16 protein-coding genes are annotated in these 15571 nt (G+C 36.9%); 14 read left to right on the forward strand and 2 right to left on the reverse strand.

The genetic code is table 11. The features are described from left to right. The 10 genes from F9B91_RS06135 (at position 1) to F9B91_RS06185 (ending at position 10360) form a co-directional block, all read left to right on the forward strand. The gene (locus F9B91_RS06135; RefSeq protein WP_001217825.1) at positions 1–1089 is read left to right on the forward strand and encodes a glycerol dehydrogenase; all 1089 of its coding nucleotides are present in this window, start codon (positions 1–3) and stop codon (positions 1087–1089) included. A gap of 349 nt (positions 1090–1438) precedes the next feature. Next, positions 1439–3940, forward strand: a complete 2502-nt coding sequence (gene leuS, locus F9B91_RS06140) for a leucine--tRNA ligase (protein ID WP_150922737.1) — start codon at positions 1439–1441, stop codon at positions 3938–3940. A 176-nt stretch (positions 3941–4116) separates the two neighbouring features. Beyond that, positions 4117–4572, forward strand: coding sequence for a MarR family winged helix-turn-helix transcriptional regulator (locus tag F9B91_RS06145; RefSeq protein WP_150922738.1), 456 nt, complete (start codon positions 4117–4119; stop codon positions 4570–4572). A gap of 56 nt (positions 4573–4628) precedes the next feature. Next, entirely contained in the window at positions 4629–5861 is a 1233-nt protein-coding gene (locus tag F9B91_RS06150) for an acyl-CoA thioesterase/BAAT N-terminal domain-containing protein (RefSeq protein ID WP_150922739.1), read from the forward strand. Positions 5862–6530: 669 nt separating this feature from the next. Further along, complete coding sequence (locus F9B91_RS06160; protein ID WP_125392880.1) at positions 6531–7397, forward strand: ABC transporter ATP-binding protein; 867 nt, start codon at positions 6531–6533, stop codon at positions 7395–7397. Continuing rightward, on the forward strand, positions 7397–8239 hold the full coding sequence (locus F9B91_RS06165; RefSeq protein WP_150922740.1) for an ABC transporter permease: 843 nt from the start codon (positions 7397–7399) through the stop codon (positions 8237–8239). The genes F9B91_RS06160 and F9B91_RS06165 overlap by 1 nt, the downstream gene beginning before the upstream one ends. 18 nt (positions 8240–8257) lie before the next feature. Next, positions 8258–8713: a LytTR family DNA-binding domain-containing protein gene (locus F9B91_RS06170; protein ID WP_000701930.1), complete on the forward strand. Its 456-nt coding sequence runs from the start codon at positions 8258–8260 to the stop codon at positions 8711–8713. Between the two features lie 9 nt (positions 8714–8722). Beyond that, entirely contained in the window at positions 8723–9142 is a 420-nt protein-coding gene (locus tag F9B91_RS06175; protein ID WP_020902698.1) for a DUF3021 domain-containing protein, read from the forward strand. Between the two features lie 94 nt (positions 9143–9236). Continuing rightward, a complete protein-coding gene (locus tag F9B91_RS06180; protein ID WP_049499490.1) occupies positions 9237–9932 on the forward strand; it encodes a GNAT family N-acetyltransferase in 696 nt (231 codons plus the stop codon). A gap of 11 nt (positions 9933–9943) precedes the next feature. Then, complete coding sequence (locus tag F9B91_RS06185) at positions 9944–10360, forward strand: GNAT family N-acetyltransferase (RefSeq protein WP_049499492.1); 417 nt, start codon at positions 9944–9946, stop codon at positions 10358–10360. A gap of 827 nt (positions 10361–11187) precedes the next feature. Here the strand turns inward: F9B91_RS06185 and F9B91_RS06190 are convergent. Further along, entirely contained in the window at positions 11188–11280 is a 93-nt protein-coding gene (locus F9B91_RS06190) for a type I toxin-antitoxin system Fst family toxin (protein WP_094753251.1), read from the reverse strand. Between the two features lie 190 nt (positions 11281–11470). On the opposite strand from F9B91_RS06190, the gene F9B91_RS11460 reads away from it, so the two are divergent. Further along, positions 11471–11665, forward strand: a complete 195-nt coding sequence (locus F9B91_RS11460; RefSeq protein ID WP_150922741.1) for a DUF5966 family protein — start codon at positions 11471–11473, stop codon at positions 11663–11665. An 82-nt stretch (positions 11666–11747) separates the two neighbouring features. Here the strand turns inward: F9B91_RS11460 and F9B91_RS06200 are convergent, their stop codons facing one another. Further along, positions 11748–12608, reverse strand: a complete 861-nt coding sequence (locus F9B91_RS06200; RefSeq protein ID WP_094753249.1) for a helix-turn-helix domain-containing protein — start codon at positions 12606–12608, stop codon at positions 11748–11750. A 536-nt stretch (positions 12609–13144) separates the two neighbouring features. Between F9B91_RS06200 and F9B91_RS06210 the strand changes: the two genes are divergently transcribed. The 3 genes from F9B91_RS06210 to F9B91_RS06220 are packed head-to-tail and all read left to right on the forward strand — an operon-like array spanning position 13145 to position 15542. Further along, positions 13145–14080 (forward strand): ABC transporter ATP-binding protein, encoded by a 936-nt coding sequence (locus F9B91_RS06210; protein WP_125392883.1) that lies wholly within the window; start codon positions 13145–13147, stop codon positions 14078–14080. A gap of 4 nt (positions 14081–14084) precedes the next feature. Then, complete coding sequence (locus F9B91_RS06215; protein WP_225306557.1) at positions 14085–14813, forward strand: ABC transporter permease; 729 nt, start codon at positions 14085–14087, stop codon at positions 14811–14813. 6 nt (positions 14814–14819) lie between these two features. Further along, complete coding sequence (locus tag F9B91_RS06220; protein WP_225306564.1) at positions 14820–15542, forward strand: ABC transporter permease; 723 nt, start codon at positions 14820–14822, stop codon at positions 15540–15542. The last annotated feature ends 29 nt before the right edge of the window (positions 15543–15571 follow it).

Below are 15571 nucleotides of genomic sequence, written 5' to 3' on the forward strand. Positions count from 1 at the left end.
ATGAGAATTTTTGCTAGCCCTTCGAGATATATTCAAGGGGAAAATGCCTTGTTTGAAAATGCCAAATCAATATTGGATTTGGGAAATCGTCCTATTCTATTATGTGATCAGTTGGTTTATGATATTGTTGGAAAACGATTTGAAGATTACCTACATAGGTATGGTTTCCATATTGTTCTAGCCCAGTTTAATGGTGAAGCTTCTGACAATGAAATCAATCGAGTTGTTGCCTTAGCTGAGAAAGAAAATTGTGATAGTATTATAGGTCTTGGTGGGGGAAAGACGATTGATAGCGCAAAAGCTATTGCAGATTTGATTGAAAAGCCTGTTATTATTGCTCCAACAATTGCATCGACAGACGCACCTGTATCTGCTTTATCTGTTATTTATACAGATGAAGGGGCATTTGATCATTATCTATTTTATTCTAAAAATCCAGATTTAGTTTTGGTTGATACAAAAGTTATTTCACAAGCTCCTAAGCGTTTATTAGCGTCTGGTATTGCAGATGGTTTAGCAACTTGGGTTGAGGCGCGTGCAGTTATGCAGGCAAATGGAAAAACTATGTTAGGACAACAACAAACGTTGGCTGGAGTTGCAATTGCGAAGAAATGTGAAGAAACGCTGTTCGCAGATGGTTTACAGGCTATGGCAGCTTGTGAAGCTAAAGTGGTGACACCAGCATTAGAAAATATTGTTGAAGCTAATACTTTATTGAGTGGACTAGGTTTTGAAAGTGGAGGATTAGCTGCGGCGCATGCAATTCATAATGGTTTTACTGCATTGACAGGTGACATTCATCATTTAACACATGGTGAAAAAGTAGCTTATGGAACCTTGGTACAACTTTTATTGGAAAATAGACCAAAAGAAGAACTTGATAAGTATATTGAGTTTTACAAAAAAATTGGTATGCCAACAACTCTAAAAGAAATGCATTTGGATCAAGTTGAATATGATGATTTAATAAAAGTTGGTAAACAAGCAACTATGGAGGGTGAGACAATCCATCAGATGCCGTTTAAGATTTCGCCTTCAGATGTTGCACAAGCCATTATAGCTGTAGATGCATATGTAAATTCGCAATAAACAATAAGGACTACTGTTTTAAAAATGGTAGTCTTTTATTTATCCTCATATTGTATCCGATGCTCTTTATAAATCAGGAAGCAATACAAGTTGTCAGCTATTTATTGTGAATACATTAATTAGCATTCCAGTTTTATCTTCGGTCTAAAATAAGTATTTTGTGCTATATGAGATAAGATTATTGACTTACTCCTTGATTTACTGCATAACAATGGGATAAAAAGTGGGAGATAGAGCAATTCATAGTCATCAAAATTAATGAAGTACAGTATACAGTTTTTTCTTTTAACACATTTCAAATTTCCCCAAAAATGGTATAATAGTAACATCACAAAATTGGAGAGAGACCATGAGTTTTTACAATCATAAAGAAATTGAGCCTAAGTGGCAGGGCTACTGGGCAGAACATCATACATTTAAGACAGGGACAGATGCATCAAAACCGAAGTTTTATGCGCTTGATATGTTCCCTTATCCATCTGGAGCGGGTCTTCACGTAGGACACCCAGAAGGTTACACTGCAACCGATATCCTCAGCCGTTACAAACGTGCGCAAGGCTACAATGTCCTTCACCCAATGGGTTGGGATGCTTTTGGTTTGCCTGCAGAGCAATACGCTATGGATACTGGTAATGACCCAGCAGAATTTACAGCTGAGAACATTGCCAACTTCAAACGCCAAATCAATGCGCTTGGATTTTCTTATGACTGGGATCGTGAAGTCAATACAACAGATCCAAACTACTACAAGTGGACCCAATGGATTTTCACTAAGCTTTACGAAAAAGGCTTGGCCTATGAAGCGGAAGTGCCAGTAAACTGGGTTGAGGAATTGGGAACAGCCATCGCCAACGAAGAGGTTCTTCCTGACGGAACTTCTGAGCGTGGAGGCTATCCAGTTGTCCGCAAGCCAATGCGCCAATGGATGCTCAAAATCACGGCTTACGCAGAGCGCTTGCTCAATGATTTAGATGAACTAGATTGGCCGGAGTCTATCAAGGACATGCAACGCAACTGGATTGGGAAATCAACTGGTGCTAATGTAACTTTCAAAGTAAAAGGAGCAGAAAAGGAATTTACAGTCTTTACTACTCGTCCGGACACCCTTTTCGGTGCGACCTTCACTGTTTTGGCGCCTGAGCATGAACTAGTAGATGCTATCACAAGTCCTGAACAAGCTGAGGCTGTAGCTGACTACAAACACCAAGCCAGCCTCAAGTCAGACTTGGCTCGTACAGACCTTGCCAAGGAAAAAACAGGTGTATGGACTGGTGCTTATGCTATCAACCCTGTCAATGGTAAGGAAATTCCAATCTGGATTGCAGACTATGTTCTTGCTAGCTATGGGACAGGTGCGGTAATGGCTGTTCCAGCCCACGATCAACGTGACTGGGAATTTGCCAAACAATTTGACCTTCCAATCGTCGAAGTACTTGAAGGTGGAAACGTTGAAGAAGCTGCCTACACAGAAGATGGCCTTCACGTTAATTCAGACTTCCTAGATGGATTCAACAAAGAAGACGCGATTGCTAAGATTGTGGCTTGGTTGGAAGAAAAAGGCTATGGACAAGAGAAGGTTACCTACCGTCTCCGCGACTGGCTCTTTAGCCGTCAACGTTACTGGGGTGAGCCGATTCCAATCATTCATTGGGAAGACGGAACTTCAACAGCTGTCCCTGAAAGTGAATTGCCACTTGTCTTGCCTGTAACCAAGGATATACGTCCTTCAGGTACTGGTGAAAGTCCACTAGCTAACTTGACAGACTGGCTTGAAGTGACGCGTGAAGATGGTGTCAAAGGTCGTCGTGAAACCAACACTATGCCACAATGGGCAGGTTCAAGCTGGTACTACCTCCGCTATATTGACCCACACAATACTGAGAAATTGGCTGATGAGGACCTCCTCAAACAATGGTTGCCAGTAGATATCTACGTTGGTGGTGCGGAACATGCTGTACTTCACTTGCTTTATGCTCGTTTCTGGCACAAATTCCTCTACGACCTTGGTGTTGTTCCAACTAAGGAACCATTCCAAAAACTATTTAACCAAGGAATGATTTTGGGAACAAGCTACCGTGACCACCGTGGCGCTCTTGTGGCAACCGATAAGGTTGAAAAACGTGACGGTTCTTTCTTCCATGTAGAAACAGGGGAAGAGTTGGAGCAAGCACCAGCCAAGATGTCTAAATCGCTCAGGAACGTTGTCAACCCAGACGACGTGGTGGAGCAATACGGTGCCGATACCCTTCGTGTTTATGAAATGTTCATGGGACCACTTGATGCTTCAATCGCTTGGTCAGAAGAAGGTCTGGAAGGAAGTCGTAAGTTCCTTGACCGTGTTTACCGTTTGATTACAAGTAAAGAAATCCTTGCGGAAAACAATGGCGCTCTTGACAAGGTTTATAACGAAACAGTCAAAGCTGTCACAGAACAAATCGAATCATTGAAATTCAACACAGCTATTGCCCAACTTATGGTCTTTGTCAACGCGGCTAACAAGGAAGACAAGCTTTATGTTGACTATGCCAAAGGATTTATCCAATTGATTGCTCCATTTGCTCCTCACTTGGCAGAAGAACTTTGGCAAACTGTTGCAACAACAGGTGAGTCAATCTCTTACGTGGCTTGGCCAACTTGGGACGAAAGTAAATTGGTTGAAGATGAAATTGAAATTGTCGTCCAAATCAAAGGTAAAGTACGTGCCAAACTCATGGTCGCTAAAGACCTATCACGCGAAGAATTGCAAGAAATTGCTTTCGCTGACGAAAAAGTCAAAGTAGAGATTGACGGTAAGGAAATCGTGAAAGTGATTAGTGTACCAAATAAATTGGTTAATATTGTTGTGAAATAACCAATTTATTTGCTGATTTCCAACCTCAAACAGTTTCCCAAACTGTTTGAGCCAACTAAACTCGTTAATATCGTTGTGAAATAAGATAGGAATCCTTCAGAGTAGAATCTGGAGGATTTTTTATTTGACAGGAAGTTTCTGTTTTGTTAATATGATTAACAAAGGAAAGAGAGATTATGGATAAAAAAGAATTTATTGCATTTAATAATCGATTCAATAGATTTATTTTAGCGTTTGACCAGTTAAAAAAAAATCAACATAAAAGTGGTGTTGACAAATCCATTACGTTGAATGAGGTACATTTGATTGTTGTGATTGGGAAAAATCAGCCCTTAAATCTAGTAAAATTATCTGAATTATTAGAAGTTTCAAGAAGTGCAATAACTCAAAGTGTTAGGAGATTGATTCAAAAAAATTTAGTTGTTTTTGATTTTGATCCGAATAATGGGAAAAATAAATATTTGAGATTAACTGAAAAAGGCATCGAAATTTTTAAAATCCATAAGGAGCAACAAGAATATATTGAAAAATCAATCTTTTCAGTTTTAAACAACTATAGCGAGGTGGAACTTAAAACAGTTGTGAAATTGATGGATGATATTGAAAAGGTGTGGGGAGAATTACCGTGGTAAAAGTCACGGTAAATTTCAAATATAATTGTTAAGCAAATTAACAAAAAGGAGAAGATATGACTGTAAACATAGAACTGATTTCACAAACAGATTTAGCGGATGAATCTTTTTATATTGCTATTAATGGTTTAGAACCAAGGGCAATGTATTGTGTAGAAATGTACCTGTCTGATTATTACTGTATAAATGCTCCCTTACTTTTAGATCATGATGTTATGTGGAAATCAACTGCCATTTTTTTATCTGATCAGGACGGTATGATTGACACCTCTCAAACAGCATCTATTTCGGGATCTTATAAAGGAATTTCAGAAATGGGTTTGTTCTTTAATGCGAAACCGTTGAAGAATAGGAAAAGGAGATTACCCAATTCTCTTGATAGAATTCCATTGCGAGATTATTTTGGTGTTGAAATTAAAATCAGGCTGGGGAAAGATGTGGTCGCGGAGCAAAGTTTTGTAAGGCGTTATATGAATCTGGGAATAAGGTATCAAGATATTTATGACAAGCATTTTCAAGGTCGATTATTTTATAATGAAAAATTAAGAAGGGCGCCAGCCGTTATTATTGTTAGCGGTAGTGAGGGGAGAATTGAAAAAGCTCAGAATATTGCCCAACTTTTATCTTCTAGAGGCTATATTTGTCTTGCGATAGCTTATTTTGGTTTAGAGGGATTACCCCACAATTTAGAACGAATTCCAATAGAATGTCTGGAGAAGGCGAAAGATTTTCTATATCATCATCCTCAAGTTGATAATACAAAAATAGGAATATATGGTCGCTCTAAAGGAGCAGAGCTTGTTCTGGCTGGACAAAGTATTTTGGAAGATGTGCAATGTTTGGTACTCAATTCCCCCTCAAATGTAATATTTGAGGGAATAAAGGGAAAACTAAACTCTCATTCATCTTCTTGGACATATTTGCAAAAAGAACTTCCGTATCAAAAATTTCAGTTAGGAAATTATTTGTTAAACAAGTTTTTTGGAAAACACATTCCTGAAGATAGTAGGGCTCAGATTGATGTGAGTAAAATTGCCTCTCCTTTATTATTACTAGGAAGTGATGTTGATGAAATATGGAATGCATCATCCGCGATAGATGATATTATTTCACAATATAAAGGGGAATCCATTTTGTTTAAAAAATATCATGAAACAGGGCATATGTTGACGATTGCTTATCAACCGAATCATCGTTATCGAAAAGATTGGCGCTTATTAATGAAAGAAAGTGTAGACTCATGGTTTGCCACGATAAATTATTTTGATACACATCTGAAAAATTTGTAGATAGTGCTGAACCGTACTATAATAGTCCCAACTAAGATAAAAACACAGTTCTGGTTGGTAGTCCAGTCTAAAAAAGCAATTGTTCAAACAAGAGAGATTTGAACTCAAACAGTAAAAACGTAGAGAGAAGTACAAGAGTTACTAGTGACTTTCTCTTTCATAAAATAGAACAGCTCTTCTCGGATAAAAAGAGCTGTTTTTTGCTTGTATTGAAAATTCTTTTCATAGATTATTTCCTAATGGATTTACTTGTCGTTAAAAATTTGGCTAATGGAAGTTTCAAATTCAGGACAATACTTACTTGCTTCAAATTCAATCATATCATATTCAGCAGTTTCATTTTGATAGAAGGGATTGTGTGTCATGATTTCTAGTTAATTTTTTATTGTTTGATTTGGCGAGAATAATACTACCGATTCTTGAATTTTTCGGCCAGATGCGATAAAACATCTCTTTTATAGCGCATATTTAAAAATATAATGTGTTCTTGTAAGTGTTTTTAAGCTTCATTTAGCAATTCGGTAGGAGAAAAATGGCTGTAGCCTTCTCTACTTTAACTTAACCCTAATCATCTCACCACTTAACCTTTTATTTTAACCACTTATCTCAAAAGTCGATTTTTCTGTCATTATTTTTGTTAAACTAGTGAGATAAAAGGAGGGAAGAAATATGATTTTACAAGCTAAACATTTGACTAAACGGTACGGTACTCATATGGCTGTCGATGATATTCAGTTAGAGTTTGAAAAAGGAAGTTTCAATGCTATTTTGGGACCCAATGGTGCAGGAAAATCAACCACCATTTCCATGTTAATCGGTTTGAAAAAGCCGACACAAGGTCAGATTCGCTATGCGCCAAATACGAAAATCGGAGTTGTTTTTCAAGCTAGTGTACTGGATGAGATGTTGACGGTTAGGGAAAATCTCACGATTCGTGCTCAACAGTATAAGGAGATTGCAGCAAGTCGTGTGGATGATTTGATCCATCAACTGGGCTTGACTGCTTTCCAGAAACAACTATATGGGACTTTATCAGGTGGGCAAAAACGTCGGGTTGATATTGCGCGTGCTCTTCTTTCGCGACCAGATATTCTTTTCTTGGATGAACCAACGACAGGTCTTGATATTCAGACTCGCAAATCCATCTGGGAGCTACTGTATCGGCTACAAAAGGATGAAGGTATGACTATTATCTTAACGACTCATTATCTGGATGAAGCGGATGAAGCGGATCGGATCTATATTGTTGATCATGGGAAAGTGATTGCGCAAGGTTCTGCGACTGCTATTAAAAGTCAGTATGCTTCTAATATCCTAAAAATTCGTTTTAAAGAAATGAAGGATTTAGAAAAGTTGTTACAGACTGGAATGACAGTAGAGGAAGAAAATGAGTTGGAATATCTTTTTTATCCAAGGACGTCACAGGAAGCCATTGAATATTTGGCAAAAGTTCGAGAAGAAATTGATTCTTTTGAGTTTCGTCCGGGCACTATGGATGATGCCTTTATTGCACTTACAGGAAGAGAGGTTCGCTAATGTTAGCTTTATTGAAACGGAATTTTATCTTATATTTTCGTAATCGTTCAGGAGTATTTTTCTCATTATTGGGGGCATTGATTTCCTTCCTGCTTTATATCATTTTTTTGCAGAAGAACTTGACGGATGCTTGGACCCAACTCCCTGATAATACGAAGCTTTTAAATAACTGGCTGATGGGTGGGACCTTGGCTGTGACTGGGATTACAACCAGTTTTACGGCTCTTACACAAATGGTACAGGATCGTGAAAATCAAGTAGATCAAGATCTTTTCTTGACAGATTTAGGTAGCTGGGGCTTACAGGTGTCCTATCTAATCAGTAGTATTGCCATCTCTTTTGTCATGCAGGTGTTTATGTTTGCTGTTATGAGCCTTTATTTTAGAGAAAGTCCAGTTATCAGTTATTTACCGGAAATTACTTTGATTATGCTGTTAAGCAGTCTGCTTTCAAGTGTGGTAAATATTCTTTTGATTTACCGTTTTCAATCTGTAGATAGTCTTGGCAAACTGGCAACTATAGTGGGGACTGCTTCTGGATTTTTGGTAGGAACTTATATCCCCATTGGAGTATTACCTGATTTTGCACAAATTATCATGAAGTGTACCCCTGCAACTTATATTGCTTCTCTCTATCGACAAATTTTAATGAAAGAGCGGTTAGAAACTGCATTTACAGGAAATAGCAGATTGTTAAAGGAATTTCAAGAAAAAATGGGAATCCAAATCAACTGGCAAGAACTATTGACAAAGGAAGAGACATACTTTATAGTGGTTATTATCAGTCTTGTCGCTATTTTTCTTTGGATTTTATTTGTTAAAGTGTTTAGCAAGAGAAAATAAAAGTATATTGGAGAGAAAATGAAGATTCGTTTTGAAATGAAGGCAGAGTTTTCAGAAAAGGACCCACATATTGTAATTCAGGCAGCTCAGTTAACCGACCAAGCGAGGGAAGTCATGGAGTATTTAGAACAATTTTCAACAACCAATCAGGTGGTCATTCCTATTCGAACGGATGATCATCTGGTTATGGTGAAAATTGAGGATCTTATTTTAGCAGATATCGATAAGAACTTGTTGACCATTTATACGGTAGACGGGATTTATAAAACTAAGGAAACATTGACAAACTTTCAGAATAGGATTAACCGACGGAACTTTATACAGATATCACGCCATTCAATTATAAACATTGACCACTTAGAATCGTTATCAGATAGTTTTTCAGGGAACATGATGGCTAAAATGACTCGGGGCATCAAATCTAGTGTGAGTCGGAAATACGTTAAGTCCTTAATGAATTATCTAGGTTTATAGGAGAAAATCATGAAACGATTAATTGATTATTTTGTATCGGGAATGCGTACGGCTTCCTTCTTTTATTTGAGTATGATGTTATTAGCTCAGTGTTATCCAGGTATTACCTATCCTGAACCAATGATAAAAAATATTCTAGCTCTGTTTTTAATGGGTGGAATTATGGGGGTATTGACTTTAATACTTGAAAAGCTAGAGTTTCTTGCTTTTAGTATACGTGTAGGAGTTCATTTATTAGTGACAGCTACTATTTTAGTATTGACCTCTCTATTTTTGGGCTGGGGTTCAGCCTTGTGGAGTCCCTTGCTTTGGTTCTTTTTCTTGTTAATTTATGGATTGATATGGTTGTATCAAATCTGGAAAAATCACAAACTCACCCAACGAATTAATCAAGCCTTAGAGGATAAAAGACAGAAAACGGGTCACTAATATAGTGTTGAGGATGAAGTTTGAAGACAGTGCCAGTTTCCAAAGAGAACAATTTGTGATATAGTATTTTCAGCGTAAAACAAGGAGAAGAAAGATGCCAGTAAACGAATATGGTCAAATGGTTGGGGAGTCAATGGAAGGTTATACACCAGGTGAATTGCCTTCTATTGATTTCTTAGAAGGGCGTTATGCTCGGATAGAGGCTCTCTCGGTAGAAAAACATGCGGAGGATTTGCTAGCTGTTTATGGCCTGGATACTCCTCGGGAGATGTGGACCTACCTTTTTCAGGAGCCAGTAGCAGATATGGAGGAGTTGGTTAGCCTTTTAAATCAGATGTTGGCTCGTAAGGACCGTTTTTACTATGCAATCATAGACAAGGCAACTGGTAAGGCTTTGGGAACTTTTTCTCTCATGCGCATTGACCAAAATAACCGAGTGATAGAAGTGGGAGCGGTCACTTTTTCTCCAGAGCTCAGGGGAACACGAATAGGGACAGAAGCTCACTATCTCTTGGCGCGCTATGTTTTTGAGGAGCTTAACTATCGTCGCTACGAATGGAAATGTGATTCTCTTAATCTGCCATCCAGACGAGCTGCGGAGCGTTTGGGATTTGTCTATGAAGGGACCTTCCGCCAGGCAGTCGTATATAAGGGGCGTACTCGTGATACGGATTGGTTGTCTATGATTGATAAGGACTGGCCCAAAGTCAAAGCTCGATTGGAAGCATGGTTGGCTCCTGAAAATTTTGATAAAAATGGACGACAGTACAAGAGCTTAAGAGAGCTTTAATAGGTGTTGACATGATCACTATTAAAAAGCAAGAAATTGTCAAGTTAGAGGATGTTTTGCATCTCTATCAGGCTGTCGGTTGGACAAATTATACCCATCAACCAGAGATGCTGGAGCAGGCCTTATCTCATTCATTAGCGATTTATGTGGCGCTTGATGATGATACTGTGGTGGGCTTGATTCGTTTGGTTGGAGATGGATTCTCATCAGTATTGGTTCAAGATTTAATCGTTTTACCTATCTATCAGCGTCAAGGGATTGGTAGTGCCCTAATGAAAGAGGCTTTAGAGGCTTACAAAGATGTCTATCAAGTCCAGCTGGTGACAGAACAGACAGAAAGAACCTTGAGATTCTATCGTTCTATGGGCTTTGAAATCTTATCCACCTATAATTGTATAGGGATGACTTGGGTGAATAGAGAAAAATAACAAAACTTGTTTTTCTTAAGCAAAGTTTAAGGATGGTCTAGTATTATATAACCATTAAATAAAGACCTCCTAACTTTATTTAATGAAATCCTAAAACTTTTTTTCATCATAATCTCCTAATGAAGTCACCCAATCAGGTGGCTTTTTTTGTGGGGTGGATAGATGCTGATAGAAATTTTTGGCAAAATGGTAGAATTTGAGAAAAGTTAAGCTAGTTTTAAGCTTCGTCTTGTATCATATAGTTATTAAATAAAGACCTCCTAACTTTATTTAATAAAATCCTAAACTTTTCTTTTTCATAATAATCTCCCTTAACTCCACCCAATCAGGTGGAGTTTTTTGGCTCTATTTCAGGCTTTTGGGGACTATTCTAAAAATAATTTTCCGATGTTTTCCGGTATTTTTCGGATTTTGGTCGGGGAATTGGCGGAGACTTTTTTAGAAAATATGACTAAGAAATAGGTCTGTTGTTGCTTCAGCTACTTCAAACTCAATTTGATTGTAAGTAACTATTAATTGAAGGACTGGAACTGCTGTAATAATGATTTTGCTTGTCCAGTAGTGGCGTATTAAATGAGGAGTGACATGTAAGATTGTCTCTTCGTTTACTAAATCAAAATTTCTATGAAATTGATAGAATCCCTAACTTTCTCTTAAACTTGAAAGTCTTGTTGTAAAGCGGTTAAAGCTTGAGAAGCTGAGAATGTAAAGTTTTGACAAATTTTGTCAACTGTGGGATAATAAAAGGGAATTAAGTATTGTGTCTATATCATAGGCTAGAAAAGACCCCAAGCTCACGTCCAAATAAGCTTGGGGTCTTTTTGACACTATTTGTTCTTGTTTAGCCATTTATCGACTAAGCGAAGAACGACACCGACCACAATTGGTCCGATGATAGTTTTAAGTATTGTATCCATCATGGGCTAATTCACCTCCTCTCGCAGGCGGTGTAGAAGTGCCGAACAATATTATACCATAAAAGAGAAATTGGGCAAAAACTCAATTTCAGGAGAAAATGAAGTAAATCTTTCCACAATAAAACGCATAGTATCAGGTTTTCAACACTGATATTATGCGTTTTTTGATTTTAAAGACTTTTTTCTCAGACTTATGATTGGTTTTGTCAGTTTTCTTATTTTCGTGGAGGGTTATGGAATTTATCTGTTCTTTACTGAATCCAACCTTTATGTAGAAGATTTATCCCAGAATGGATTATTTGGTTTTGTGACTTTCTTTATCATCTTTAATTTAGTTTTACTGGCTTTAGCATGCTGGGCAGGATACAAGTGGAAGAGGGGATATTAACAAAAGTGGAGAAAACTACATTAGTTCCTCTCCACTTTTATGTTTCTAGCTAATTGGTAATTATAACTTATTACGATCGAAGTCACCTATCCTTATCTTTCAAAAAATGGTCAATCTTAGCCATCAAGAGCTTGTGCCCGTATATTTTACAGATATCACGAGCCTGTAAATAATAGTCAAGAATTTCATCGTGCTTTAAAAAATCTTTTCCGGCGTTCGCAACGATAGTTAAAAGAGGTGCCAGCTGATAGCTGGTCTCTTTTTGTTTACAAAAGTCAATGGTTTCTAAGGCCTCTTGGACAGCTTCTAACTCTTTCCCTTTAGAGTGTAAATAATAAGCGAAATTATGTTTAACTCGAATATAACCAAATAAATACTCTTGATGGTTTAAATCTTTTTCCTGATACAAACTGATAAGAAGTGAGTTATTTTCTTCGTATTCTGCATCACGCCCTACAGAAAAATAAAAATTAGATAAAGTATTGAGGAGTTTAAGATACACAGATGAACTAGACGAAAGTTTTGGCAAAGTGTTTTCTAGACTGGCAATAGCTTCATCTTTGGAACCATGTAAGTAGAAAAGGATAATCGCTTGAATCCATAGAAGATAAAATTCATCCTCAGTAGACAGATACTGAGACTTTTCTTTTTCTAAGTTTAAGAGGTATTCTAAATCCTCGTAATTACGATCTTCAAGTAATTTTTCTGCTAATTTCTTAAACGGTGTTATATTGGAAGTCATTTCAATCTGTTCATCGAAAAAATATTCTAAGGGAACTTGAAGCCGATTTGCAAGTTTATAGAGTAAATCAGCAGCAGGCATATAGTTGCCACGTTCTATTTTGCTGATTTGGCTTTGCTCACAAATTCCTTCGGAAAGTGTTTTTTGTGAGAAGCCTTTTTCTTTTCTCTTTGCTTTTAGTTTGTCAGATAATATGCTCATCTTTAAACCTTCTTTAAATAAATTTATGATTAATTATATACTTTTAATCTCTATTTTTCAACTTCCTGGCATAGAAATAGTCTCAAAAGAATAAATAGGAAATAAACTGAAAAAAAGAATACTTTTTATTGACAAAGAAGATTCAAAGTAGTACACTTACAAGTGTAAAGATAAGAAAATGTGGTTAATATGAGTATTTTAGCAAAGTTTCGTAAAATCATTTTTAGAATATATTTTTTTAGGATTCTTTGTAAGCGGTTGCTTTTAAAAACTGTAAATCAATTACAATATATTTTGGATTTGAGAGTTATACAACAAGCTTCAACAATTAGTGTAGTTAATCTTGGACTGGAGGATTTATTTATTGAATGTTTGTGAAGTAACATTTATATAATGAATCGTGCCACAGATTGAAGGACTTAAAGGGGGGACTGTAAGTTTGCTATACCCTATTACCTTCTCATATAACTAGTTATACAGGAACTACTCTATTATGTCTTTTGATGTGGGTGTATAGATGTTAGGAGGAGAATAAAATGAGAAATCCAGTAATACAGACATCTAATTTATCAAAATCCTATGATGGGAAGATTGTCTTAGATAAGATAGACTTTACGCTAAAACAGGGAGAAATCTATGGCTTACTAGGAAGAAATGGCGCTGGAAAGACTACCTTTATCAAAGCTATTTTAGGTTTGACAGCGATGGATAGTGGTGAAGTGAATATTCTATCTGAAAAACTGTTAGGTGAATTTTCTAAGGATTTGCTATCTCAAATCGGTGTGGTATTGGACAGTGCTTCTTTTTATCCTAATTTAACGGGACCTGAAAATCTCTCTATTTTTGCGAGATTGAGAGGAGTTTCGCTAAAACAAGTAGAGCAAGCTTTACAAGTAGTAGGATTAGATGGGGAAAATAAAAAACTATTCAAGCAGTATTCTTTGGGAATGAAGCAAAGGTTAGCAATTGCTAACGCTATTATGCACCAGCCGAAAATTCTGATATTAGATGAACCAACAAATGGTTTAGATCCTATTGGTATCCTTGAAATGCGCCGTTATCTAAAGGAACTCAGTACCAATCATGGCATTTCGATTTTAATATCCAGCCACATTATTTCAGAACTTGAAAAGCTTGTAGATAGAGTTGGGATACTGCATGATGCCCACCTTATGGCTGAAAAGACTATGAAGGAATTAATAGATGGTGCAGATAAAAGGAAAATCCACCTAATTGTTTCGGATGCTCCTCAAGCTAAGGAAGTGCTTTGCAGGATAAATCTGCAAGAACAGATTAGTATTCTTTCGGATATAGAACTTGAACTTCAGGGAGAATCACCTACTTTTGACATTGCAGTCGTATCTAACTCCTTAAAAGACAACGGAATAGTTCTAAAAGAATATTCTTATAAAAACAATGAAAGTTTAGAGGATTACTTTAAGCGGATAACAGGAGGTGAGGGAATTGCTTGATTTAGTGAAGATTGAATTTCTCAAACAAAGGCATCAAAAACTGAATTTTGTCGTATATGGTGTTGTTTCCCTCTACCTAGCTCTCATCTGTTATTATGTAAATGATGCGAGAGGCTTGTTTGACTCCTTTCCCTTTGTCTATAAATTCTCTTTGTCTTATTTAAACTTTTTGATTCTCCCTTTGTATTGTGTTTCCTATACAATACAGGCATTTGGTGTAGAATATCGCTATCGCATCATGAACAACTTGAAACTCGCTTCAGCAAATCTGATGAAGACATTCTGGGCTAAGATTTTGTATATTGAAATCAACGCTCTTTGTATCATGTTATTCACCTATATTTCGGTTTCCTTATTTGCACTACTATCTCGCTTTTCTTCAACAGTCAGTTTGTCTTTATTATTAAGATTCTTCTATCTTTGTATGAGTAGTGGTGTCTTAATTCCCATGGGTGTATTTCCTTTAGTTGCTTTGCTCATGATAAAAGTAAGAGGCAAGGAGATAGTTGGAAATTTGGTCGGCGTCATGTATGTTTTAGTGTCATTTTTTTTAGCAAGGACGAGTCCAAATATCAGTCCAGTTACAAGCGCTAACAGTTTAATTTGGGAAGGAAACAGAGAAGGAGTGGTGCTTCAACAGCCAGTTATCTTATCGATTATTGTACTAGGTTTATCTTTACTTGTTTTGTCTTTCTTGTCCATTAAATCTTGGTTAAGAAAGGTGGATGAATAAATGTTGATGCTAGAATTGACTAAACTAAGAAGGCGAAAGATACTGTATATGATTCCCTTTGTAGCCATCCTGCTCTTTTTGTTAGAGTTTATGATTGGTCATCAGATTTATCAAGGGCATTCGTACGGTAGTGTGAATGGTTGGTATGTAGAAAATGGTTTCTTCTTTTTGAACTACTATTTTCTCCTCCCTTTTTCGAGCATGATTTTAGTGGATTTGATAAGAATAGAACAAGTGTCTAAAACGATTTCAAATCTCAGACTGATTCCTGTCGATTTGAAACAATTACTCCAAGCGAAGTTTATGCTTACTTTATTGATAAATCTACTAGTCAGTGAATTCACCTTTTTGGCTATGGTTGTCCTAGAGCTAATGGATGGTGATTTTGCTTTCTCTAGTCTTACAATTTTATCGTGGGGATTTGGTTATGGAGTAATTGCTTTTGCTTATACACTGTCTGCTGGCATTATTGTCCTCTTCTTAGGAAAATATCGGAAGGAACTTATTCTTGCCCTACCACTTGCCTTTTTATTGTCATTTGCAGGTTTGTTTACTTTAACAACGGTTGTTGGGAGATATTATCTGGCAAATTTACTACTAATCATCATGGAGGAATTCACGGTTTTAACAGTTTCTGTATATGCCGTGTGGCTGATTACCTTGGTGGCATGTCTCCTTTATTTGTTGGCAGATAAACGCATGATGAACATTATTTTTGCTTATAAATGACAAGCTGAGTAGATGAGGATATAAACCTT

This window comes from Streptococcus mitis, from assembly GCF_008763935.1.
Classification (GTDB): domain Bacteria; phylum Bacillota; class Bacilli; order Lactobacillales; family Streptococcaceae; genus Streptococcus; species Streptococcus mitis_DB.

Bases quoted from the DNA above. Each gene is read 5' to 3' on its own strand.
- F9B91_RS06170 (WP_000701930.1), top strand. From the start codon at position 8,258: ATGAAGATTCGTTTTGAAATGAAGGCAGAGTTTTCAGAAAAGGACCCA.
- F9B91_RS06150 (WP_150922739.1), top strand. From the start codon at position 4,629: ATGACTGTAAACATAGAACTGATTTCACAAACAGATTTAGCGGATGAA.
- F9B91_RS06210 (WP_125392883.1), top strand. From the start codon at position 13,145: ATGAGAAATCCAGTAATACAGACATCTAATTTATCAAAATCCTATGAT.
- F9B91_RS06180 (WP_049499490.1), top strand. From the start codon at position 9,237: ATGCCAGTAAACGAATATGGTCAAATGGTTGGGGAGTCAATGGAAGGT.
- leuS (WP_150922737.1), top strand. From the start codon at position 1,439: ATGAGTTTTTACAATCATAAAGAAATTGAGCCTAAGTGGCAGGGCTAC.
- F9B91_RS06135 (WP_001217825.1), top strand. From the start codon at position 1: ATGAGAATTTTTGCTAGCCCTTCGAGATATATTCAAGGGGAAAATGCC.
- F9B91_RS06185 (WP_049499492.1), top strand. From the start codon at position 9,944: ATGATCACTATTAAAAAGCAAGAAATTGTCAAGTTAGAGGATGTTTTG.
- F9B91_RS06165 (WP_150922740.1), top strand. From the start codon at position 7,397: ATGTTAGCTTTATTGAAACGGAATTTTATCTTATATTTTCGTAATCGT.
- F9B91_RS11460 (WP_150922741.1), top strand. From the start codon at position 11,471: ATGATTGGTTTTGTCAGTTTTCTTATTTTCGTGGAGGGTTATGGAATT.
- F9B91_RS06220 (WP_225306564.1), top strand. From the start codon at position 14,820: ATGCTAGAATTGACTAAACTAAGAAGGCGAAAGATACTGTATATGATT.
- F9B91_RS06200 (WP_094753249.1), bottom strand. From the start codon at position 12,608: ATGAGCATATTATCTGACAAACTAAAAGCAAAGAGAAAAGAAAAAGGC.
- F9B91_RS06145 (WP_150922738.1), top strand. From the start codon at position 4,117: ATGGATAAAAAAGAATTTATTGCATTTAATAATCGATTCAATAGATTT.
- F9B91_RS06175 (WP_020902698.1), top strand. From the start codon at position 8,723: ATGAAACGATTAATTGATTATTTTGTATCGGGAATGCGTACGGCTTCC.
- F9B91_RS06190 (WP_094753251.1), bottom strand. From the start codon at position 11,280: ATGATGGATACAATACTTAAAACTATCATCGGACCAATTGTGGTCGGT.
- F9B91_RS06160 (WP_125392880.1), top strand. From the start codon at position 6,531: ATGATTTTACAAGCTAAACATTTGACTAAACGGTACGGTACTCATATG.